This is a genomic window from Kineococcus xinjiangensis (genome assembly GCF_002934625.1).
Taxonomy (GTDB): Bacteria; Actinomycetota; Actinomycetes; order Actinomycetales; family Kineococcaceae; genus Kineococcus_A; species Kineococcus_A xinjiangensis.
In genome coordinates this window covers 50293-72623 of the sequence record NZ_PTJD01000016.1, presented here as the reverse complement: position 1 = coordinate 72623, position 22331 = coordinate 50293, and the positions used below count along the sequence as shown (strand labels likewise).

Below are 22331 nucleotides of genomic sequence, written 5' to 3'. Positions count from 1 at the left end.
GCCGGCGGGGTGCCGGCGACGATGCCGCAGCGGCCGGTGCTCGCCCCGCAGTGCTTCGTCAGGTCTTGCGTGGTGATGTCCGTAGATGCTGCCAGGGAGCATGACGCCGGGGGAGCCGGCTGGGACGCGGCCGCCTTCGAGATCGGTGCCGACGCGGACCTGGACGAGGTGGAGCGCGCGGGGGAGCGCCCACCAGCCGTGGCCGCTGGTGATGGCCGCGGCAACAACGCCGACTTCCGCCACGCCCTCACGCACGCGCCCTGTCCTGGATCGTGCTGGTCGAACACGACCTCACCGCCCACCCCGCCGATGCCGTCCCGCAGCCGCGGTAGTGCTCTGGGCTCGGCCTACGGGGCAGACCCCGCTACCGCGACACCCCGATCAGCCTGCGCGGAAACCCTGATCGCCGGGCGTGCAGCGATCCCGCACGTCTGCTGGCGGGCCGGCTCCCGTGAACAGCTCACCGATCTCCTGAGCCAGCGACCGAGCCACGGTGTTGACCTTGCTGCCCGCCTCCGCCCACCATTCGTCGACCCCGTCGAGATCGAGGCGGAAGCCGGTCACGAATTCGCAGCAGGGGTGGGAGCAGACGATGAGGAGCGCCAGGCGGGTGCCTGCTCCCTCGACTCGGTAGGGCGGGATTTCAGCCCCGGTGACCAAGGAGTGCGGAGAAGGAAGCTCTTCATCAGTGGTCTCCATGAGTCGCCGGGCGACCTTCTCGGCCTCTTCTCCGTCGCGCAAGTTCATGGCCGCTCGTCAGCTCGAGCGGGTCAGTCGGCGTTCATTCGTGCGAGATGCTGCCGCTCCGGCGCGTCGTCTCGGAGGCCGTGACCGCAGGACGTCCCCGCACCGGACCGGGGCGCAGCCCGAGCCCCCCCGCAGGGAACGACCGGTGCGCAGCTGCTCGTTCGACAGTGCCACCGGGGAGTCGAGGCGCGACTCGGTGGCTCGGGCATGCCGGAACACCCGATCAGGTCTCGACGCGGGGTCCAAGCCGGGGAGCAGTTCGGCGAGCGCTTCCTCCTCCGCGCCCGTGTCGATGCGCGAATCCCTGGCTTTGACGTGGTGGACGGCTACGACCAGTGCGTCGAGCGCTCCAGGAGCCTCTTCTCGGGTGGACGTGATGCTTCGGTCGTCATCCCTGTGCGCGCTCGTGAGCGTATGGCCCAGCAGGTCCGTCTCTCGGTCGTCAGGACTGGACTGCGCCCGGCTCGGAGTGGAGGCGTCAGGCGTCCTCGTCATCGTCTGCGATGCCGGCCGCGGCGGCGGCATGGCGGTGCCCAGCGGCAAGTGCCCGCAGCCCCAGCGCAGCCGCCTCTGCCGGCGTCATGGCTGCACGCGTCGTCCAGGAGTAGACCTCCGTGTGCTCGTGCCGTGCTTCGATCACGCCCGGGTGTCCCCGCAGCACGTCGATCGCCGGGTCCTCCTCTTCGTCCAGTCGGAGGTCGACGAACGCCTTCCAGGCGTCGGCGACGGACAACGCCCAGCCCGTGCCCGCTCGCGCGATCCACGCCAACGGGAGGAGCTCCTCCACGGCGATGTCCAGCTCGGAGGGGTCGGCCACGTCGTCGTACTCCGCGAGGAGGCAGTTGCGCCAGAGCGGCGGGCAAGAGCGCTGTGCGGCGGCGAAGACGGGGTCGGTGCCGAAGGAGCTCAGGGACAGCTCCTCGGGGCGGCCCTGCAGCTCGCGCACCGCGGTCACAGGAGGGAGTGGCGCATCCGGCGCGGAGAGCCGCACCCGGCCGACGAGACTGCTCCACCAGCTCACCGCTCAACAGTGCCACCGGTGGATGGGAGGAGGAGCGGGGGCGCCGGTCCTGCCGCAGGCGCAGGTGGTCGCGGCCGAAGACCCCCGCGTGCCCCGCTCGACGCGTAGCTTCGCGGCCGGTGGTGGTCCTCGCCCTGACCACGCGGTCCAGGCCTCGCTGAGCACGCGGCGGCACCGGCTCGTTCACGATCGGACAACGGCTGCCGCCCGGCCGTGCAGGAGGGGACGCCGTGTCCCCAGACTGCTGCCCGTGACAAGTGAGCTGTCGTCCCCTACCCGCCGGCACCGCAGGCGCGGGCCGGCAGGGCGGGCCGTGGGTGCCCATCTGCTGCTGGCCGCGGGGCTGACCGCGTGCGGTGCCGGTACGGCCCCTGCGCCGACGGGCACCTGGACCCACGAGGACGGCCGCCCGGCAGCGCAGGTGCAGTCGCACCCGGGGGAGGAGCACTGCGGCTGGGACGAGGCGGTGATCCTGACGTCGCCCCGGGAGCCCCGCTCCTATGTGCGCGATCCCGAGGGGGTCGTGGCCGGGGGTCGGTACGCCGAGGCCTTCGACCCCGACGCGGTCCTTCCCGCGGATGCCGTCGACACGGGCCTGCGCCTGGACGGAGTGCAGTTGTGGCTCGGCCCCGGCGGTGAGCCGGCCTACCTCCGCGACCCGGACGGCGGCGTCGAGGCATGGCCGGCCACCGAGGAGCCCCTCGGCTGCGACTGAGGCCACCGGCGGCGCGAGCCCCGGCACCGCGACAGCGGCCCGCGCCGAGCCCCGAGGCGGCGCTCAGCCCGCACCGGCCTCCTCCAGGAGGCGCAGCAGGTCGCCGAGCGTGCGCACGCCCTCGACCTGGTCGTCGCGGAAGCGGACGCCGAACTCGTCCTCGACCGCGCACAGGATGCTGATCGTCTCCGCCAGGCCCCAGCCCGGGACGTCGGGGGCGGTCGTGCCGTCCGTGAGCGGCGGGTGCCGGTCCCCGAGGACCTCCGCCACCACGTGCTGCAGGCGATCCCAGGTGCTCACGTCGAGTCCTCCCCGGGGGTGACCGGTCAGTGACTTCCGCTGAGGTGCCCGGCCAGCCGGGCGTGCATGGCCGCGCTGGCGCGGTTGAGGCCGACGATCTCGACGCTCTTGCCGCGGGCCTCGTACTTGGTGGTGATGGCGTCCAGTGCGGCGACGGTGGAGGCGTCCCAGATGTGGGCGTCGGACAGGTCGATGATGACGTTGCGCCGGTCGCAGTTGTAGTCGAACTGGTAGACGAGGTCGTTGCTGGAGGCGAAGAACAGCTCACCGGTGACGGCGTAGATGCGGGTGTCGCCGTCCGGGTCCATGACGGTGGTGACCTCGACGAGGTGCGCCACGCGCCGGGCGAACAGCAGGGCGGCGACGATCACGCCGACGATGACGCCGATGGCGAGGTTGTGGGTGGCGACCACGACGGCGACGGTGGAGACCATCACGGTCGTCTCGCTCTTGGGGATGCGCTTGAGCGTGGCGGGGTGGACCGAGTGCCAGTCGAACGTGGCGACGGCCACCATCACCATGACCGCTGCCAGGGCCCCCATCGGGATGAGCGCCACGATGTCGCCGAGGCCGACGGCCAGGACGAGGATGAGGATGCCGGCGGTGAACGTGGACAGCCGGGTGCGGGCCCCGGAGGCCTTCACGTTGATGAGCGTCTGCCCGATCATGGCGCAGCCGCCCATGCCGCCGAAGAAGCCGGTGATGATGTTGGCCGCGCCCTGGCCCCAGGACTCCCGCGTCTTGTCGGAGTGGGTGTCGGTGATGTCGTCGACGAGCTTGGCCGTCATCAGCGACTCCATCAGCCCCACCAGCGCCATCGCGAACGCGTAGGGGGCGATGATCCGCAGGGTGTCCAGCGTCAGCGGAACGTCCGGCAGCAGCAGGAACGGCAGGGTGTCGGGCAGCTCGCCCTGGGCGCCGACGTCCGGCACGTCCCAGCCGACGGCCAGGGTCAGCGCGGTGAGGGCGACGATCGCGACGAGCGGGGCGGGCACCGCACTGGTCAGCCGCGGCAGGAACACCATGACGGCGATGGCGGCGGCGAAGATGACGTAGACGGTCCACGGCACGTCGTCCAGGTACGGCAGCTGCGCGGCGAAGATGAGGATGGCGAGGGCGTTGACGAAGCCCACCATCACGCTGCGCGGGATGAACCGCATGAGCCGGGCGACCCCGGCCAGGCCGAGAGCGACCTGGAGGAGCCCGCCGAGGATGACGGTGGCCAGCAGGTGGTCCAGGCCGTGCGAGGCCACCAACGGGGCGATGACGAGGGCGATCGCGCCGGTGGCGGCGGAGATCATCGCGGGGCGCCCGCCGAGGAAGGCGATCGAGACGGCCATCGTGAACGAGGCGAAGAGGCCGACGCGCGGGTCGACCCCCGCGATGATCGAGAACGAGATCGCCTCGGGGATCAGCGCCAGCGCCACCACCAGGCCGGCCAGGAGCTCCGTGCGCAGCACCTTCGGCGCCAGCCAGGCCGGCTTCGGCCGCGGGCGGCGTCGGGTGGCGGCGGGCTGCACGGGCTCGTCCTCGGACGGCGAGCGGGGGGTGCGGGGAGCAGGGGCTGCCAACGGGATCCGTTCCGGTCGGGGGCAGGCGATCCTGCCCGAGCGTGCGCTGCTGGCGCGGCGCTGCGCCGGGCCCGTGGCGAGCCGCTGGTCGCAGCGGCGCCGCCTGGCGGCCGTGTCGTGACCGTGCCGACCCCTGGCGGGGCGCACCGTCGACCCCCCGACCCTACCGCGACGTGAGGGTTGCCCCGGGGTCGACGCAGGTTCGGCCGGACCCGGACCCGCACCGCTGCGGCGTGTCCGAGCGGGTGCCCGGCGAACAGCTCGGGACGGCGACGAGGGGCTGCGCCGTCCCCCTGCAGGACGGTAGTGTCTCGTTTCCGGCGGCTCCGGTGCCGCCCGAACCCGGGAGGGACGGCCCGTGCCCCTGGCCCCGCTCGATCCCCGCGTCGCCCGCAGCCGCGCCGCGGTGATCCGCACCGCCGCGGAGGTGCTGGTCGAGGCGGGCCCCGCCGCCGTCACCGTCGACGCGGTCGTGCAACGCTCCGGCGTGGCGCGCTCGACGATCTACCGCCACTTCCCCTCCAGCGCCGACGTGCTGCGCGCCGCGGTCGACGCCCTCATCCCGGACACCCCGCAGGTCCCGGCGCGGGGGGACGTGGCCGTCCTGCTGGAGGACTTCCTCGTCCACCTCGCCGAGGAGCTGCGCACCAGCGCCTGGGCCCAGCTCCTGCCCGGTCTGCTGGAGCTCGTGGCGCGCGACCCCGGCCTGGAGCCGCACCGGGCCGAGCTCGTCGAGCGGCACCGGGCCCCGCTGCGGGAGCTGCTGCACCGCGCCGCGGCCGACGGTCTGCTCCCCGCCGGCACCGACCCGGACGCGGCGGCGGCGCGGCTGGTCGGGCCGCTGTTCTACCGCCGGATGGTCAGCGGCGAGGAGCTGAGCGCCGCCCTGTGCCGGGAGCTGCTGGCCGGCGTCCTCGCGCCCGGCCCGGCAGCCGCGACCCCGGACGGGGGCGGATCGTGAGCGGCGGGAACGTCAGCGGCGGAAACCACGAACACGTCGACGTGCTCGTCGTGGGCGCCGGCATCTCCGGCATCGGAGCCGCCTGCCAGCTCGTGCGCAGGCGCCCCGGGACCAGCTACGCCGTGCTGGAGGCCCGCGCCGCCCTCGGCGGGACGTGGGACCTGTTCCGCTACCCGGGCATCCGCTCCGACTCGGACATGTTCACCCTCGGGTACTCCTTCCGCCCCTGGACGGGTGCGCAGGCGATCGCCGACGGCGCCGCCATCCGCGGCTACGTGGCCGACACCGCCCGGGAGTTCGGCGTCGAGGACGCCATCCGCTACCGCCACCGCGTGGTGGCCGCAGACTGGTCCAGCGCCGAGGCCCGCTGGAGCGTGCAGGTGGAGCGCACCGACGCCGACGGGCAGGTGCGGACCCTGCGGATGACGTGCCGCTTCCTCTTCTGCGGCACCGGCTACTACCGCTACGACCGCGGCCACGTCCCCGACCTGCCCGGCCTGCAACGCTTCCGCGGCACGATCGTGCACCCGCAGCACTGGCCCGCCGACCTCGACGTCAACGGCAAGCACGTGGTCGTCGTCGGCAGCGGCGCCACCGCCGTCACCCTCGTGCCGGCGCTGGCGGGGACCGCCGCCCACGTCACGATGCTGCAGCGCACCCCGAGCTGGGTGCTGTCCCTGCCCTCCCGCGACCCGCTCGCCGAGAAACTGCGGGACCGCCTGCCCGTGCGGCTGTCCTACCCGCTGGTGCGCTGGCGCAACGTGCTGCGCGCCCAGCTGCTGTTCCAGCTGAGCCGCCGCCGCCCCGAGCGGGTGCGCGGCATGCTCCGCGAGCAGGTGCGGCGCCAGATCCCGCCCACGCAGGACGTCGACGTGGACTTCACCCCCGCCTACGACCCGTGGGACCAGCGGCTGTGCTTCGTGCCGGACGGGGACCTGTTCCGCGCGCTGCGCAGCGGCGGCGCCTCCGTCGTCACCGACCGGATCGAGACCTTCACGGAGTCGGGGATCCGCCTCGCCTCCGGCCGGGAGCTGCCCGCCGACGTGGTCGTCACCGCCACCGGCCTGGAGCTGCAGCTCCTCGGCGGGATGAACCTGCGGGTGGACGGGGAACCCGTCGACCTGGCCTCCACCGTCGCCTACAAGGGGATGATGCTCTCCGGTGTGCCGAACCTCGCGCTCGCCATCGGCTACACCAACGCCTCCTGGACGCTGAAGATCGACCTGGTGACCGAGTACCTGTGCCGGCTCCTCGCGCACATGGAACGGCGCGGCTTCACCACGGCCACCCCGCGGGAGCCGCCGGGACCGCAGCGCTCCCCGCTGATCGACCTGAAGGCCGGGTACGTGCGGCGCGGCCTGCACCTGCTGCCCACGCAGGGCGTGCGCGCGCCCTGGCGGCTGCACCAGAACTACCCCCTCGACGTCCTGCTGCTGCGCCGCGGCCGGGTCGCCGACGAGGGCATCGAGTTCTCCACCGCCCCCACGGCGGCGCGGGCGCGCTCCGCCGTCCCGAGCGCCGGCGCCGGCCGCTGACGAGAGGAACGCCCGTGCAGAACCAGCCCCTGGCCCCGTACGCCTTCGCCGGCGGCACCGCCGTCGTGACCGGCGCTGCCGGCGGCATCGGCACCGCGCTGGCGACCCAGCTCGCCCGGCGCGGCAGTTCCGTCGTGCTGCTCGACCGCGACGCCGCGGGCCTGCAGCGCCTCGCGGGCCGGCTGCGCTCGGAGCACCCGGCAGCGGGAGTGCACACCCACGTCGTCGACCTCGCCGACCGGGCCGCCATCGACGCCTGCGCCGAGGAGGTCCTCGCCGCGCAGCCGCGCCTCACCCTGCTCGTCAACAACGCCGGGATCGGCCTCGGCGGCATGTTCGACCAGGTGGACCTGGAGCAGTTCTGGCTGGTGATGGACGTCAACTTCCGCGCCACCGTCCAGCTCACCCACCGCCTGCTGCCGGCGCTGCGGGCGGCGCCCGGCTCGCACCTGGTGAACGTCTCCAGCCTGTTCGGGCTGATCGCCCCGCCCGGGCAGACGGCGTACGCGGCGAGCAAGTTCGCCGTGCGCGGGTTCACCGAGGCGCTGCGCTCCGAACTGGCGCCGCACGGCGTCGGGGTGACGTGCGTGCACCCGGGTGGCATCCGCACCGACATCGCCCGCAACAGCCTGGTCGGCAGCGGCGTGCCGGCGGACGAGGCGCGCGCCGGCCGGGAGGACTTCGAGAAGTTCCTCACGATCCCCGCGGAGGTCGCCGCGACGGAGATCCTGCGCGCCGTGGAGCGCCGCAACCCCCGGCTGCTCATCGGCACCAGCGCGAAGGTCCCCGACCTGCTGGCGAGGGTGCTGCCGGGGCGCTACCCGTCGCTGCTGCGGTCCGTGGAGCGGCTCGCGGCGCACAGCGGGCGGCGCCGGTGAGCGGCCCCGCCGTGCCGGCCACCCTCGCCGAGCCGGCTTTCCTGGACCTGCCCGACGGGCGGCGGATGCGCTACCGCCTCGACGCCCCCTGCGCGGGCGGGACAGCGGCGGACGTCGTGCTCATGCTGCACGGGATCGGCTGCAGCCTGGAGGACTTCGACGACCAGCACGCCCTGCTGCGGCAGCGCTACCGCTGCCTGAGCGTGGACCTCGCCGGGTTCGGGCGCTCCGACCGGCCCGCGGAGCCGATGTCGCTGGTGGCGCTGGCGCGCTCGGCCCTCGACGTCCTCGACGCCCTCGGCCTCACCGCCCCCGTGCACGTCGTCGGCAACTCCCTCGGCGGGGCGGTGGCGATGCAGCTCGCCGCGCAGGCACCGGAGCGGGTCCGTGACCTCGTGCTGCTGGACCCGGCGGGCTTCGGGCGCACGGTCACCTGGGCGCTGCGCGTCCTGGCGGTCCGCCCGCTGGGGCGGCGGCTGCTCGTCCCCAGCCTGGAGGCGACCCGGCGCGCGCAGCGGGGGATCTTCGCGGACCCGGCGCTGGTGACGGAGGAGCGGGTGCGGCGTGCGCACGAGCTGAGCCTGCGCCCGCACGGCACCGAGGTGATGGTCGAGACGGCCGACGCCCTCGGCACGTTCTGGGGGGTGCGCCCGGGCTGGCGGCGCCGCCTCGTGCGGGCGCTGGCACGCACCGACCTGCCGGTGCTCGTCGTCTGGGGGGAGCGGGACCGCATCCTCCCCGCCACCCACGTCCGCGCCGTGCGCAGGTCGCTGCCGCGCGCGCAGGTCCACGTCCTGGCGGGCACCGGCCACATGCCGCAGGTCGAGCGCCCCGAGCGCGTCGCCGAGCTCGCGCAGCGGTTCTGGGAGGGTTGCGCCCCATGACCACCGCGGCGGACGGCGACCTCCGTCCCGGTCTGCGTGGGGACTGCGCGCGCTGCTTCGCGCTGTGCTGCACCGCGCTGCCTTTCGCCGCCTCGGCGGACTTCGCCCTCGACAAGGCCGCGGGCACGCCGTGCCCGAACCTGGAGGCCGACTTCGGCTGCGGCATCCACGCCCACCTGCGGGAGCGCGGGTTCGCCGGCTGCACCGTCTTCGACTGCTTCGGCGCCGGCCAGCGGGTGTCGCAGTCGACGTTCTCCGGGATCGACTGGCGCTCGGCCCCGGCGGTCGCCGCGCCGATGTTCGCCGCCTTCGCCGGGGCGCGGCACCTGCACGAGCTGCTCTGGTACCTCTCGGAGGCACTGGAGCTGATCGAGGCGCCGGAGCCGGTCGAGGACCGGCGGCGGGCGGTGGGCCCCGTCGCCCGACTGCGCGCCGACCTCGCCGCGCTGCGGGCGGAGGTGACCGCCCTCGCCGAGGGCGACGCCGCGCAGCTCGCCGGTCTCGACGTCGCGCCCCTGCGGCAGCGGATCGGACCCCTGCTGCAGAGCACCAGCGAACGGGTGCGGGCGGGGCTGCCGCGGCGGCGGGAACTGCGCGGGGCCGACCTGACCGGTGCCGACCTGCGCGGGGCGGACCTGGCCGGTGCCGGCCTGCGCGGCGCGTTCCTCCTGGGGGCGGACCTGCGCGGCGCGGACCTGCGGCTGGCGGACCTGCTGGGTGCGGACCTGCGCGGCGCCCGCCTCGACGGCGCGGACCTCGGTACCAGCCTGTTCCTCACCCAGGTGCAGCTGGCGGCCGCCTCCGGCGACGCCGCCACCCGCGTCCCCGCGGTGCTGGGCCCGCCCGCGCACTGGTCACCGGAGCGCCGCGCCGTGCCGCTGCCCGCGCCGCGGGTGCGCCGCGGCGCCCGGTCCCGGCGCGGCCGCCCGGCGCCGCCCGGAAACGGCCGTGAGGCGGGCCCGCGGGGCACGTAGACTCGAGCCCGCCATGCCGCAGGGAGAAGGTCGCACCGGCGACCGCGCCGACGACCGCACCCGCACCGACGAGACCCGTGCCCGGGGCGCCCGCCGCACCCCCGGCCGCCGCCGCGGCGGCCCGCCGTCCGCGGCGCACCGCCCGGCCGTCCTGCCCGACGACCCGCGCGCCCGTGACCTCGCCGCGCGCCTGCCGGAGCTGTCGCTGCGCGACGAGCAGCGCCTCCTGCGCCGCCTGCACGCCCTCGCCGGCCAGCGCGAGCCCGCCCGCTTCGAGGAGCAGCTCACCCAGCTCACCGCCGACGTGGACCGGGCCGCCGCGCGGGTGCAGTCCCGCCGCGCCGCCGTGCCGGCCCTGCACTACCCGCCCGAACTGCCCGTCAGCCAGGAGAAGGACCGCGTCGCCGCGGCACTGCGGGAGCACCAGGTCGTCGTCGTCGCGGGGGAGACCGGCTCCGGCAAGACCACCCAGCTGCCGAAGATCTGCCTGGAGCTCGGGCGCGGGGTGCGCGGCACCATCGGGCACACCCAGCCGCGCCGGATCGCCGCGCGGGCGGTGGCCGAGCGCGTGGCGGAGGAGGTCGGCACGCAGCTCGGTGACCTCGTCGGCTACGCGGTGCGCTTCACCGACCAGGTCAGCGACTCCACCCTCGTGAAGGTCATGACCGACGGCATCCTGCTCGCCGAGGTCCAGCGCGACCGCGACCTGCGCCAGTACGACACGATCATCATCGACGAGGCCCACGAGCGCAGCCTCAACATCGACTTCCTCCTCGGCTACCTCAAGCAGCTCCTGCCGCGCCGGCCCGAGCTGAAGCTCGTCATCACCTCCGCCACCATCGAGACCGGCCGCTTCGCGGAGGCGTTCGGCGGCGCACCCGTGATCGAGGTGTCCGGCCGCACCTACCCCGTCGAGGTCCGCTACCGCCCGCTGCTGGCCGCCGACGCGGAACCCGAGGACGAGGAGGACGACGAGACCGACGACGGCGTCGGCCCCTCCCCGGAGGACGCCTACGTCGCCGCCGGCACCGACGGCGACCGCGACCAGACCGAGGGCATCGTCGACGCCGTGCGGGAGCTCGCCGCCGAGGGCCCCGGCGACATCCTCGTGTTCCTCTCCGGGGAGCGGGAGATCCGCGACACCGCCGACGCCCTGCAGCCGCTGCTGCGGGAACGGGGCTGGCAGGGCACCGAGGTGCTGCCGCTGTACGCGCGGCTGTCCGCCGAGGAGCAGCACCGCGTCTTCCGCACCTCCGGCAACCGGCGGATCGTGCTGGCCACCAATGTCGCCGAGACGTCCCTGACGGTCCCCGGCATCCGCTACGTCGTCGACGCCGGCACGGCCCGCATCTCCCGCTACAGCCACCGCACCAAGGTGCAGCGGCTGCCCGTGGAGCGGATCTCGCAGGCCTCGGCCAACCAGCGCGCCGGCCGCTGCGGCCGCGTCGCCGAAGGCGTCTGCATCCGGCTGTACTCGGAAAAGGACTACCTCTCCCGCCCCGAGTACACCGACCCGGAGATCCTGCGCACCAACCTGGCCTCCGTCATCCTCCAGATGGCCTCCCTCGGCCTCGGCGACGTCGCGGCATTCCCGTTCGTCCAGCCGCCGGAGAAGCGCGCCATCACCGACGGCGTCCACCTGCTGCAGGAACTCGGCGCCCTCGAACCGGGCAGCGGCACCGGGACGGTTCCGCGCCTCACCCCCACCGGCCGCGACCTGGCGCGCCTGCCCATCGACCCGCGCCTGGGGCGGATGGTGCTGGAGGGCCACCGCAACGGCTGCCTGCACGACGTCCTCGTCGTCGTCGCCGCGCTGTCCGTGCAGGACCCGCGCGAACGCCCCCACGACCAGAAGCAGCAGGCCGCGCAGTCGCACGCGAGGTTCCGCCACGAGCAGTCGGACTTCCTCACCTACCTCAACCTGTGGTGGTACCTGCAGCGGCAGCAGCGGGACCTGTCCTCCTCGGCGTTCCGCCGCCGCTGCAAGCAGGAGTTCCTGCATCACCTGCGGGTGCGGGAGTGGCAGGACACGTTCTCCCAGCTGCGCCGCGTCGCCCGCGACCTGCGCATGGACGTCGTGGCTCCGGAACTCCCCGAGGTCGCCGAGGAGGGCGCGGACTCCTCCGGCACCGGCTCGGAGGCGGTGGCCGCCGCCGCGGTGGACGCCGATGGCCTGCACCGCTCCCTGCTGGCGGGGCTGCTCGCCAACATCGGCATGAAGGAGCTGCCCACGAAGCAGACCCGCTCCGTGGTGCGGCCGATGACGGAGTACCTCGGCGCGCGCGGCGCGCGCTTCGCGCTGTTCCCCGGTTCCTCCCTCGGGCGGCAGCAGCCGGCCTGGGTGATGGCGGCGGAACTGGTGGAGACCTCCCGGTTGTGGGCGCGGGTCGCCGCGTCGATCGACCCCCGCTGGATCGAGCCGCTCGCCGAGCACGTCGTGAAGCGGCAGTACTCCGAGCCGCACTGGTCGCGCAAGCGCGCCGCCGTCGTCGCCACCGAGCGCGTCACCCTCTACGGGGTGCCGATCGTCGCCGGGCGCACCGTCGCCTACGGGCGCATCGACCCGGAGCTGTCGCGGGAGCTGTTCATCCGGCACGCCCTCGTGGAGGGGGACTGGGACACCCGCCACGAGTTCTTCGGCCGCAACCGGGAACTGCTGGAGGAGGCGGAGGAGCTCGAGCACCGGGCGCGGCGGCGCGACATCGTCGTCGACGACGAGGCCCTCTTCCGTTTCTACGACGCCCGCGTCGGCGCCGAGGTCGTCTCCGGCCGGCACTTCGACACCTGGTGGAAGCAGGTGCGCCGCGAGGAGCCGGACCTGCTGACGTTCGACCCGGCCATGCTGGTGGCCGAGGGCGCGGAGACCGTCAGCGAGAGCGACTACCCCGACGTGTGGCGGCAGGGGGACCTGGCGCTGCGGCTGACCTACCAGTTCGAGCCGGGCTCCGCCGCCGACGGCGTCACCGTCGAGGTGCCCCTCGGGGTCGTCAACCGCCTCGACGCGGACGACTTCACGTGGCAGGTCCCCGGCCTGCGCCACGACCTCGCCACCGCCCTCATCCGCTCCCTGCCCAAGGCGCTGCGGAAGAACTTCGTCCCCGCCCCGGACGTCGCCGCGGCCGTCCTGCGCCGCGTGCGCCCGCACACCGAACCTCTCACGCACGCCCTGGAGCGCGAACTGCCCCGCCTCGGCAGCGGGGTGGAGGTGTTCGCCGAGGACTTCGACTGGGAGAAGGTCCCCGGCCACCTGCGGGTGACGTTCCGGATCGTCTCCGACATCCCGGACGCGGAGTCCCCGGACGCGGCGCCCGGCACCGTCCTCGCCGAGGGCAAGGACTTCGAGGCGCTGCGGCAGTCCCTGGCCGGGCAGGTGCAGGAGAACTTGGAGGAGGCCTCCGACGAGCTGCAGCGCACCGGCGCCAGCTCGTGGGACGAGCTGCCCGCGGACATCCCCGCCACCCACACCAGCCACCGCGGCGGGGTGGAGGTCACGGGTTTCCCCGCGCTCGTCGACGAGGGCGGAGCCGTCGGCGTGCGGACCTTCGCCACGGCCGGGGAGGCCGAGCGCTCGATGTGGCGCGGCACCCGCCGCCTGCTCCTGCTGAACCTGCCCTCGCCGGCGCGCGCGATGCAGGCGGAGCTGCCCAACGACGCGAAGCTGCTGCTGGCCCGCGCGCCCCACGGCAGCGCCGCGGCGGTGCTCGACGACTGCGTCACCGGCGCCGTGGACTCCCTGCTCGCGGCCGCCGGGGGACCGGTGCGCACGGCAGGGGACTTCACCCGGCTGCTGGCCGCCGTCCGCGCCGGGCTGCCCCAGCGCGCCACCGAGGTGCTGCAGCGCACCCTGCGCGTGCTGAGCGCGGCCGCCGAGGTGGAGCGGGCCCTGTCGCGCACGTCGAGCCTGACGCTGGTGCCCTCCCTCAGCGACGTGCGGGGGCAGCTCTCCGAACTCCTCGCCCCCGGCTTCGTCACCGCCACCGGCTTCGAGCGCCTGCCGGACCTGCTGCGCTACCTGCGCGGTGCGCAGCGACGGCTGGAGGCCCTGCCCGCCAACCCCCAGCGGGACCGGGTCCGGATGGCGGAGCTGGCGCGGGTGCGCTCCTCCTACGAGGCCGTGCGCGCCCGCTACGGCGACTGGGAGGAGGTGCCCGCCGCGGTCGCGCGGGTGCGGTGGATGCTGGAGGAGCTGCGGATCTCCAAGTTCGCCCAGGCGGTCGGCACCGCCCATCCCGTCTCGGAGGAGCGGGTCCTCAAGGCGCTGGCCGAGGTGGCCTGAACGGCGCAGGCCCAGCGGCGGAACGGGGGAGGCGCCCCGCCCCAGGAAGTGCGGTCTGGGACGATCCGCGGGTGCTCTCGAGGATCGTCCAGCGGCTGAGGCGCGGCCGCGCCGCCGGTTCCGGCTGCTCCTGCGACTGCTCCGGGGCGGAGGAGTGGCGGCGCATCATCGCCGACCACGGCTGGATGGTCATGGCGGTCCCCGAGGGGGAGGGTGCGCCCGGCTTCTCCCACACCGTCGGCCTCACCGAGCGGCGCCTGCCCGAGGTGATCGTCTACGGGCTCGCCCCGGACGTCGCTCTGCAGCTCCTCAACGACGTCGCCGGGCGGATGGCGGCGGGGGAGGAGTTCGCCGACGGGCAGCCGATCGCCGGCCTCCTCCGGGGCGACCACGTCCTCAGCCTGCACGACGCCATCCGGCTGACGGACCCCCTCGGCGCCGCCTTCCAGCTGTACGGCGAGGAGGACGTCCGCGTCCGCCAGCTCGCCGTCCCCGACCGGGAGGGGCGGCCGCCGTGGGACCCCCGCTACGCCGTCCCGCACCTGCAGCCGGTCCTGTTCGACCCGCCGGCCACCGGCACGTTCGACCCGCCGGCCACCGGCCGAACCTGCGCCGACGGCGACCACGACCTCGGCGACCTCGACCTCGATCCGCACCTCGGTGTCCTCGCGACCGGATGGGTCGCCGACGGCGCGCTGCCCGTCCTGGGAGTGCAGCACCACGACGACGGGGACTGGTCCTTCACCGACCAGGTGCACGACGTCGACGTCGAGCCCGCGCGGATCCTCTGCCTGCACCACCTGCTCGACCGGGACCCCTCGCTGGCCGCCCTGATGGCGTCCCTGGGCGCCGGCTGGACCGCCCATCGCCACGCCCTCGCCGCCGAGTGGGAGGTGCGACCCGCCGGGGCGTGAACGCCCGCGCGCCGGGGCGGGGCCGGCCCTGCCCCGGTCAGCGGGGCGCGCCGAGGCCGGCGTCGCGGGCACGGGCGACCGCCTCGGCGCGGTGGGTGACGCCCAGCTTCCAGAAGATGTTCGAGACGTGGTTCTGCACCGTCTTGAGGCTGATGCCGAGGCGGGCCGCGATCGCGTCGTTGCCCGCCCCGCGCGCGAGGCGCTCGAGCACCTCCAGCTCCCGTGCCGTGAGCGCCGCCAGTTCCGGGCAGGTCGTGCGGGCCGGCTGCTGCACCGCCGCGGACAGCAGGCTCGCGGCGACCTTGCCGTCGAGGATCGTCTGCGCGTTGGCGACGGCGGCGATCGCGCGGACGATCTCCGCCGCCGCGGCGTCCTTGAGGACGTAGCCGCGCGCCCCGGCGGTCAGGGCCTGACGCACCACGGCGTCCTCGGAGTGCATCGTCAGGGCCAGGACGGCGACCTGCGGAACCTGCCGGACGATGCGCCGGATGGCGTGCACCCCGCCGTCGCCCGGCATGGACAGGTCCATCACCGCCACGTCGGGGACCTCGGCCAGCGTGACCGCCACGGCGCTGTCGGTGTCACCCGCCTCGGCGACCACCTCGTACCCCGGGATGGCCGACAGCAACGTCCGCAGGCCCTCGCGGAAGACGGCGTGGTCGTCGGCCACGACGATCCGCAGCGGCCTCACGACGGGATCCCGGAGGCGGGGTCGGCGGTCCGCTCGGCCAGCGGCAGCGCGACCCGGACGAGGGTTCCGCCGCCCGGGGCGGGGATCAGGCGCAGGCTCCCCCCGAGGGCACGGGCGCGCTCGCGCATGGAACTCAGGCCGACACCCGCGCGGAAGTCCGCGGGCGCCCCGCACCCGTCGTCGCGGACCTCCAGGTGCAGCTCCTCGTCGGCCCGCAGGACGAGGGTGCAGCGGGAGGCGCCGGCGTGGCGCACCGCGTTGGTCAGCGCCTCCAGCGCGATGCCGTAGGCGGCGTCCTCCACGGCCGCCGGCAACCGGGGCAGGTCCCCGTCCACCACGACCCGCAGGTCCGGTGTCGAATCCGGCAGCCGGCAGGCTGCGACGTGCTGGCGCAGCGCCTCCACGAGGCCGAGGTCGTCGACGGGGCCGGGCCGCAGCCCGTCGAGGATGCGGCGCACCTCCGCCCCGGCCACGCGCACCTGCGCCCCCACCCGTGCCAGCGCCGCCGCCGCGGGGTCGCCCGCCGGCCGTGCCAGGCGCATCCCCTCCAGCGCCAGGGTGGCCCCGGCCAGCAGCGGGCCCAGGCCGTCGTGCAGGTCGCGACGCAGGGTGCGGCGCTCCTCGGCGCCGACGCGCAGGGAGCGCTCCTGCGCCCTGGCGAGTTCGCGCGCCAGGCGGGCGGCGTGCGCGGCCGCGGCGGCCACTCGGGCCAGTTCCTCCAGCAGGATCCGGTCCCTGCGGCCGTAGGCGTCCACCGGTCCCCGGGTTCCGACGCGCAGGGTCCCGACCTCCTCGCCGCGATGGATGAGCGGCACCTCGAGGAACCCGCCCCCCGGTTCCCCCACGCCCACCGCCGCGCCTCCCGGCAGGGTCAGCGCGACGTGCGGGGCCCGCAGGGCCGCGGCGATGGCAGCGGCCACCGAGTGCAGGCCGTCGTCGTCGCCAGGCAGCGCGTCCAGGTCGCGACGCAGCCGGGACAGGGCCGCCAGGGGATCGTCGCGGTCACCGAACAGCCACCTGCTCACCGCCCGCTGGACCCAGCGCCGGGCCGGTTCCACGACCGCCACCACCACGACGGAGGCCAGCAGGGCGGCCTCCAGCGAGCGGGCGCCGAGCACCCCCACGAACAGGGTGACGACCGTGGCGTAGACGGCGAAGACGATGCCCGTCACCAGCGCGAACACGGTCGTGCGCCGGACCCCCAGGCGCAGGTCGTAGGCCCCGTGGCGGCGCACCGCCACCCAGATCGCGGCGACCGGCAGCACCGGGCTGAGCGCGAACAGCAGCTGGTCCGCGCCGGCGGGCAGCCGGGGAGCGACCTGGTCGATGAGGACCACGCCCGCGTAGGCGGCCATCAGGCAGAGCAGTTGCGAGCGCACGGGCCCGCGGGCGGACCACCACCGCACCGGCAGCGACAGCACGCAGAGGACGACGGCGAGCAGGACGGCGGCGGAGACGGCGTCCGACAGGAGCGGGAGCCACGCGGCGTCGACGCCCACGGGGTTCACGACCGCGTCGGCCGTGTCGTCCCCGACGTGGCGCCGCAGCGCCGGGGAGAGGTCGAGCGGTCCCGGTTGGAGCGCCGCGACGGCGGCGAAGAGGAGGACGGCCGCGACGGTCAGCCCGAGGACGGGCCGCCACCGCCGCGACGGCGGGCGGCCGTCGGGGAACAGGAGGGGGAGGAGGGTCACGTTCGGAAGCACGGAGAGGACCCACAACCACTGGCCCGGCCAGACCGCCCACGCCGCCCCGTCCCAGCCGCGGAGCAGGGCGAACTCCCCGAAGGCGCCGACCAGCAGCGACAGCGCCATCGCCGAGCCCGACACGAGGAGCAGCACCGCGAGGACGCGCGCCCGCCGGTCACGGGCCAGCAGGGCGCCGGCCACGCAGGGCACGACGGCGGCGACGACGTTCGCCAGCAGCGAGGTGTCCTCCGCGGTCCGCGGTACGTCGGACGCCAGGGTGAGGCCCGCACCCGTCAGGGCGCAGACCACCGAGACCGCGGCCGCCAGCACCGCCAGCACCGCCAGGGCCGCCGGACCGCCGACGTGGCGACCGCGGAGGCGCACCCGCGGCCGCCCCCTCGGGTCGTCGTGCCGCGTCGGGACCTCGACCGGTGCGGTGGCCATCGTCCCAGCGTGCTCGGCCCGGGGCGGGAGCACCAGGGGCCCGGTTCCCGGTTTCCGCGCCCGCGGTTCCCGGTCACGCGTGGGGCCGCACTCCCGTGCCCGGTGGGAAGGGCCCGGTGGAACGTCGGAGGACGCGGCCGGTGGAGGCCGGCCCCCGCACCCGAGGAGTCCAGATGTCCAGCACGGCTCGACAGGTCCCCGCGTCCGGACCGCACGCCACGCGAACCGCACCCGCCGGAGCGGCGGCAGCGCTGCTGCGCGCGGCCCGCAGACTCCCCGCCCCGGCCGTCGGGATCGCACTGGCGCTCGGCGCCGTGCTGGCCGACGCGCACGCCGTCCTCGTGCAGCACCTGCACGCCACGGGTTCCGCGGAGCCGGCGCAGTGGCTGGGACGGTTGACGCTGCAGCAGTACTGGATCCTCATCCCCGTCGGCGCCCTCGCCCTGCTGGCGCGGGTGGGGGCGGGCCGGTGGCGCGCCGGACGGGTCGCCGCGCTGCTGCTGGCCGTGGGCCCCGTCGTGCACGTGGCGCTGACGTGCGCGGCGCTGGTGTGGGGCGCGCTGCTGGGCCGCGGTGACCTGCCGGCGCAGGTGATGGTGGTGGAGGCGCTGTCCCTCCTGACCTACCCGGGGCTGCTGCTGTGCGGTGCGCTGCTGCTGCGCGCCGGCGGACCGGCCGTGGCGTGGGGCGCGCTGCTCCTCGCGGGTTTCCTCGCCGACCTGTTCCTGCTGCACGTCATGGCGGTGGCGTACGTGCTGCTGAGTGCGGTCGTCGTCGCCACGGCCTCGCGGGTCCGGGCCGGCTGAGGGCGGCGCGGGTCCCGGAGCCCCGGGACCGCCGCCTCAGGCGGCCGGGACGGGCGGCGGCGGACGCTGTGCCGACCGGGCGCCGCCGGCGCCCTCCAGGGAGGTGTCGCATGAACATCCGCATCCCGCGCGCAGGTTCGCCGGTGGAGCCCTCGACAGCCCGACCCCAGGGGCCGGTCGCCACCGAGCCCGCCGTCGCCGTCCGTCCCCCGGTCGCCGCCGAGTGGTCCCGCGGCGCACGGACCGCAGCGGCGGGGGTCCTCGTGGCCGCGCCGCTGCTCGAGCTGGTCTCCGGCCTGCTGGTGTCGCGGTCCGGTGACCGGGCTGCTTGGCTCGTCGCCGTCGCGGCCGACCCCGGCCGGCCGCACCTGGCCGCCGCGCTGGCCCTCGTGGCGTTGCCGCTGGCGCTGGGCGCGGTCCTCGTGAAGGTGCTGCTGGCGCTGCGGGGCAGCCCGCGGTGGGCGTGGACCGGGGCGGTGCTGGCCGCGATCGGGCTGATCGGTCACGCGGTGGTGGTGGGCATGGAGATGGTGGAGAAGGCCATGGTGATCGGGGGCCTGGATCCGGCCGCGGTGGTCGTCGCCGGCGAGCAGCTCAGCCCCCCGGTCCTCGTCGCCGCCGTGATGTTCATCCCCTGCTCGGTGCTGGGGATCGTGGCGCTCGTGGTGGCGCTGTGGCGCTCCCGCAGCGTGCCGCGCGGTGCGCTGCTGCTGATCCTCGCGATGCTCGTGCTCGACCTCGGGCTCGGATGGGCCGCGGCGGGCTCCGCCCTCCTGGTCGTCGCCAACGCCTGGATCGCGGTCACCGTGCTGCGCGGGGGCGGCGCACGCCCCGCCCGGGCCGGGGCGCGCACCGGTGGGTCGGCCGGCTGAGCGGTCGCGGGCTGAGCGGTCGCGAGCCGAGCGGTCGAAGGCTGGTGGAGCCGCGCACCCGGCGAGCAGACTGGACGGGCCACGGGGAGGTGGGGCGGTGACCGTCGACGCCGGCGACCACGACGCGCTGCGCTCCGCGCGCCCGTCCACTCCCGCCCGGGCGGCGGGCGCGGCGCTGGCCGTCCTGGCGGTCGCACAGGTCCTGCTGGCACAGGTGCTCGACGCCCGCGGCAGCGGGACCACGTCCTGGGCGGCCAACGAGCTGAACTCGTCGCTGGTGGCGGTCGGTTTCGCCGCCGCGGGGTCCCTCGTCACCTGGCACGGCCCGCGCAACGTCCTCGGGTGGCTCCTGCTCGCGGTCGCGAACCTGCAGAGCGTCACCGTCCTCGGCGAGCAGTGGCTCTCGCAGGAACTGGCCCAGGGCCCACCCGGCCCGCTCGTGCTGATCGCCGTGTGGATCACCGCGAACGCCTGGTGGCTGGGGTTCCTGCTGCTCGTCGGCCCCGTGCCGCTGCTGTTCCCCACCGGGCGGCTGCCCTCCCCACGGTGGCGACCCGTCGCGGCGCTGGCCGCGGTGGCCGGCGGGGTCGCCGTGCTGCTGGGCGTCGGCTCGGGCGCGCTGGTCGTCGACTCCTTCCCGCAGGTTCCGCACTCCGCGCCGCTGGGCGGGCTGCCGGAGGCCATCCTGACGGGGGTCGTCGTCACGGGTCTGCTCACGGTCGTGGCGTGCGGAACGGCCGCCCTCGTGGCCCGGCTGATCGGGCTGCGTACCTGCGGGGGAGCGCAGCGCAGGCGGATGGCGTGGCCGCTGCTGGCGTACCTCGGGCTCGTGCTCCTCCCACTGGTGCTGCCGTTCTGGTGGGTCGCACCCGTCGTCTACCTCGCGTTCCCCCTGGCGCTGGGCGTGGCCGTCGTGCGCTACGGGCTCTTCGACGGTGACCGGCTCGTCAGCCGGGCGCTGGTGCACGCCGTGCTCAGCGCGGCCGTGCTCACCGCCCTGGGGCTGGGCGCGGCCGCGATCGGCGGCGGCCTCGCGGGAGCCCCGGTGCAGACGGCGCTCGCCGCGGTGGTCATCGCGCTCGGCATCGCGCCCCTGCACCGGTTGACCCAGCGCGTCGTGGACCGGCTCGTGTACGGCGACGGCAGCGACCGCCAGCAGGTGCTGCGCTCCCTCGGTGCCCACCTCACCCGCCTCCCCGACGACGAGGAGCCGCTGGGCTCGATGGCGCAGCTCCTGGCCCGGTCCCTGCGGGTTCCGCGGGTGGAGGTCGACCTCGACGGGAGCGGCGCGGGCGAACCGGGCAGCGCCAGCCCGGGTGCCTCGCCGCGGGTCCTGTCGGTGCCGCTGCAATGGGGAGGTGAGCACCTGGGCCACCTGCGGATCCACCTGCCCCCCCGCCGACGCCGCCTCGACCCGGTCGACGAGCACCTCCTGGCGGACCTGCTGCCCCTCATCACCGTCGCCGTCCGCACCAGCGGCCTGCTGGGGCAGGCGCAGCGGGCGCGCCAGGACCTCGTGCGGGCCGTGGAGGAGGAGCGCCGCCGACTGCACCGCGACCTGCACGACGGCATCGGTCCCTCCCTGGCCGGCATCAGCCTCGGCCTCTCCGCCGCGGCAGGTGGCGCCCGGCGCGGCCGTGCCCCGGATCCCGTTGCGCTGGAACGCCTCGACGCGCAGGTGCTCACCTGTCTCGGCGACGTGAAGAACCTCGTCTCCGGACTGCGCCCGGCGGTCCTCGACGGCCTCGGGCTCCCCGGGGCCCTGCGCGAGCACGCCGAGACCCTCACCGCCAGCAGCGGAACCCGCTTCGTCGTGCACGCCGAACTGCCCACGTCGGGCAGGGAGGTCCCGGCGGCCGTGGAGCTGGCCGCCTACCGGGCGGCCATGGAGGCGATGACGAACGTCGCGACCCACGCCGCCGCCACCACGTGCGACGTCGAGGTCCGGGTGCGCGCGGGCGCGATGGAGCTGACCGTCTGCGACGACGGCGTCGGCCTCCACGGTTCGTGTCCCGAACCGGTGGCCGCCGGTGCCGCCGGGACCGGAACCGGGCTGGCGTCCATCGCCGAGCGGGCGCGCGAGCTCGGGGGCACCAGCACCGTCGCGTCGGACCACGCCGGCACCCGGGTCCACCTGCGGCTGCCCCTGGCGGAGCCGGACCCGGCCGGGGTGCCGGGATGATCCGCGTCGTGGTCGCCGACGACCACCCCGTCTACCTCGACGGCATCAGCGCCGCCCTCTGCGAGGACGGGGAGATCAGCGTGGTCGGCCGGGGCAGGGACGGCGAGGAGGCCGTCGACCTGAGCGTCCGCACCGTCCCGGACGTCGTGCTGCTGGACCTGCGGATGCCCGGCACGGATGGCGTCGAGGCCCTGCGCAGGATCCGCAGCGCCGTTCCCCAGGTGGCGGTCCTCGTGCTGACGATGCTCGAGGACGACCAGTCGGTGCGCGCGGCCCTGCGTGCCGGTGCCCGCGGCTACCTCGTGAAGGGCGCCAGCCGCGAGCGCATCGTGCGGGCCGTCCGGGCGGTCGCCGACGGGGAACTCGTCTTCGCGGGCCCCGCAGCCGCGGAGGTGCAGCGGACCCTCACCACCGGTCGCGCCGACGGGTCCGCCCGGGCCCTGCCCCAGCTCAGCGACCGCGAGGTCGAGGTGCTGGACCTCGCCGCCCGCGGCCTGGGCAACCGGGTCATCGCCCAGCAGCTCTTCCTCAGCGAGAAGACCGTCCGGAACCACGTGTGGAGCATCCTCAGCAAGCTCGGCGTCGGCGACCGGGCCGCCGCGGTCGCCCGGGCCAGGGACGCCGGCCTCGGAACCACCAGCGCCCCCGGGACGCGCTCCTGACCCCGGGGGCCCGCCGCGCCCGTCCCGGGAGCCGTCCTCGGCCGCGTGTCCCGGCGGACCTCGGGACTCCGGACCCGGGCGCCTGGGACGTCCCGCCCACCACACTCGACGTCGGCGGCAGGCGGCGCGCCCGGCGCAGCTTCCCGGCCGGACGGGGCCGTGCCCCCGTGCGGACCGGGAAACCGGGCGAGGAGCCTCCTCGCACCGGACACC

Annotated in this window: 18 protein-coding genes; 12 read left to right on the top strand and 6 right to left on the bottom strand. The window is 75.5% G+C overall.

Annotated features, from left to right (window positions below; translation table 11 throughout):
* Positions 1-381 precede the first annotated feature (381 nt).
* Positions 382-747, bottom strand: a complete 366-nt coding sequence (locus CLV92_RS18215; RefSeq protein WP_104435125.1) for a hypothetical protein — start codon at positions 745-747, stop codon at positions 382-384.
* 478 nt (positions 748-1225) lie between these two features.
* Positions 1226-1768, bottom strand: coding sequence for a hypothetical protein (locus CLV92_RS18210; protein WP_146099636.1), 543 nt, complete (start codon positions 1766-1768; stop codon positions 1226-1228).
* A gap of 313 nt (positions 1769-2081) precedes the next feature.
* Here CLV92_RS18210 and CLV92_RS18205 point away from each other — a divergent pair, with 313 nt between their 5' ends.
* A complete protein-coding gene (locus tag CLV92_RS18205) occupies positions 2082-2483 on the top strand; it encodes a hypothetical protein (protein WP_104435122.1) in 402 nt (133 codons plus the stop codon).
* Positions 2484-2546: 63 nt separating this feature from the next.
* Here the strand turns inward: CLV92_RS18205 and CLV92_RS18200 are convergent, their stop codons facing one another.
* Positions 2547-2783, bottom strand: coding sequence for an acyl carrier protein (locus CLV92_RS18200; protein WP_104435120.1), 237 nt, complete (start codon positions 2781-2783; stop codon positions 2547-2549).
* Positions 2784-2809: 26 nt separating this feature from the next.
* On the bottom strand, positions 2810-4303 hold the full coding sequence (locus tag CLV92_RS18195; RefSeq protein ID WP_104435118.1) for a SulP family inorganic anion transporter: 1494 nt from the start codon (positions 4301-4303) through the stop codon (positions 2810-2812).
* Positions 4304-4712: 409 nt separating this feature from the next.
* Between CLV92_RS18195 and CLV92_RS18190 the strand changes: the two genes are divergently transcribed.
* From CLV92_RS18190 to CLV92_RS18160, 7 genes are all read left to right on the top strand, one after another.
* Positions 4713-5315, top strand: a complete 603-nt coding sequence (locus tag CLV92_RS18190) for a TetR/AcrR family transcriptional regulator (RefSeq protein ID WP_104435116.1) — start codon at positions 4713-4715, stop codon at positions 5313-5315.
* Positions 5312-6850 (top strand): flavin-containing monooxygenase, encoded by a 1539-nt coding sequence (locus CLV92_RS18185; protein WP_104435114.1) that lies wholly within the window; start codon positions 5312-5314, stop codon positions 6848-6850. The genes CLV92_RS18190 and CLV92_RS18185 overlap by 4 nt, the downstream gene beginning before the upstream one ends.
* Before the next feature lie 29 nt (positions 6851-6879).
* Positions 6880-7728, top strand: coding sequence for an SDR family NAD(P)-dependent oxidoreductase (locus tag CLV92_RS18180; RefSeq protein WP_104435195.1), 849 nt, complete (start codon positions 6880-6882; stop codon positions 7726-7728).
* Positions 7725-8612 carry an alpha/beta fold hydrolase gene (locus CLV92_RS18175; RefSeq protein ID WP_211291258.1) on the top strand — a complete coding sequence of 296 codons (888 nt, stop codon included), beginning with the start codon at positions 7725-7727 and terminating at the stop codon, positions 8610-8612. Before CLV92_RS18180 ends, CLV92_RS18175 begins: the two co-directional genes overlap by 4 nt.
* A complete protein-coding gene (locus CLV92_RS18170; RefSeq protein ID WP_104435112.1) occupies positions 8609-9586 on the top strand; it encodes a pentapeptide repeat-containing protein in 978 nt (325 codons plus the stop codon). Before CLV92_RS18175 ends, CLV92_RS18170 begins: the two co-directional genes overlap by 4 nt.
* Before the next feature lie 13 nt (positions 9587-9599).
* Positions 9600-13862, top strand: a complete 4263-nt coding sequence (gene hrpA, locus CLV92_RS18165; protein ID WP_104435110.1) for an ATP-dependent RNA helicase HrpA — start codon at positions 9600-9602, stop codon at positions 13860-13862.
* Positions 13863-13933: 71 nt separating this feature from the next.
* Entirely contained in the window at positions 13934-14776 is an 843-nt protein-coding gene (locus tag CLV92_RS18160; protein ID WP_104435109.1) for a DUF4262 domain-containing protein, read from the top strand.
* Positions 14777-14813: 37 nt separating this feature from the next.
* On the opposite strand, the gene CLV92_RS18155 is transcribed toward CLV92_RS18160, so the two are convergent.
* Both CLV92_RS18155 and CLV92_RS18150 read right to left on the bottom strand, forming a co-directional pair.
* Positions 14814-15467, bottom strand: coding sequence for a response regulator transcription factor (locus tag CLV92_RS18155; RefSeq protein WP_211291257.1), 654 nt, complete (start codon positions 15465-15467; stop codon positions 14814-14816).
* The gene (locus CLV92_RS18150; protein WP_104435107.1) at positions 15464-17596 is read right to left on the bottom strand and encodes a sensor histidine kinase; all 2133 of its coding nucleotides are present in this window, start codon (positions 17594-17596) and stop codon (positions 15464-15466) included. Before CLV92_RS18150 ends, CLV92_RS18155 begins: the two co-directional genes overlap by 4 nt.
* A 173-nt stretch (positions 17597-17769) precedes the next feature.
* Between CLV92_RS18150 and CLV92_RS18145 the strand changes: the two genes are divergently transcribed.
* The 4 genes from CLV92_RS18145 to CLV92_RS18130 all read left to right on the top strand — a co-directional run bounded on the left by CLV92_RS18145 (position 17770) and on the right by CLV92_RS18130 (position 22118).
* Positions 17770-18402, top strand: coding sequence for a hypothetical protein (locus tag CLV92_RS18145; RefSeq protein ID WP_104435105.1), 633 nt, complete (start codon positions 17770-17772; stop codon positions 18400-18402).
* Positions 18403-18512: 110 nt separating this feature from the next.
* On the top strand, positions 18513-19274 hold the full coding sequence (locus CLV92_RS18140; RefSeq protein ID WP_104435104.1) for a hypothetical protein: 762 nt from the start codon (positions 18513-18515) through the stop codon (positions 19272-19274).
* Positions 19275-19371: 97 nt separating this feature from the next.
* A complete protein-coding gene (locus CLV92_RS18135; protein WP_104435102.1) occupies positions 19372-21456 on the top strand; it encodes a sensor histidine kinase in 2085 nt (694 codons plus the stop codon).
* Positions 21453-22118, top strand: a complete 666-nt coding sequence (locus CLV92_RS18130) for a response regulator transcription factor (protein WP_211291256.1) — start codon at positions 21453-21455, stop codon at positions 22116-22118. Before CLV92_RS18135 ends, CLV92_RS18130 begins: the two co-directional genes overlap by 4 nt.
* Positions 22119-22331 lie beyond the last annotated feature (213 nt).

What these genes read in the sequence shown, in the direction of transcription:
- CLV92_RS18215 (WP_104435125.1), bottom strand. Translation starts at nt 747, where the DNA reads ATGAACTTGCGCGACGGAGAAGAGGCCGAGAAGGTCGCCCGGCGACTC.
- CLV92_RS18170 (WP_104435112.1), top strand. Translation starts at nt 8,609, where the DNA reads ATGACCACCGCGGCGGACGGCGACCTCCGTCCCGGTCTGCGTGGGGAC.
- hrpA (WP_104435110.1), top strand. Translation starts at nt 9,600, where the DNA reads ATGCCGCAGGGAGAAGGTCGCACCGGCGACCGCGCCGACGACCGCACC.
- CLV92_RS18150 (WP_104435107.1), bottom strand. Translation starts at nt 17,596, where the DNA reads ATGGCCACCGCACCGGTCGAGGTCCCGACGCGGCACGACGACCCGAGG.
- CLV92_RS18145 (WP_104435105.1), top strand. Translation starts at nt 17,770, where the DNA reads ATGTCCAGCACGGCTCGACAGGTCCCCGCGTCCGGACCGCACGCCACG.
- CLV92_RS18140 (WP_104435104.1), top strand. Translation starts at nt 18,513, where the DNA reads ATGAACATCCGCATCCCGCGCGCAGGTTCGCCGGTGGAGCCCTCGACA.
- CLV92_RS18130 (WP_211291256.1), top strand. Translation starts at nt 21,453, where the DNA reads ATGATCCGCGTCGTGGTCGCCGACGACCACCCCGTCTACCTCGACGGC.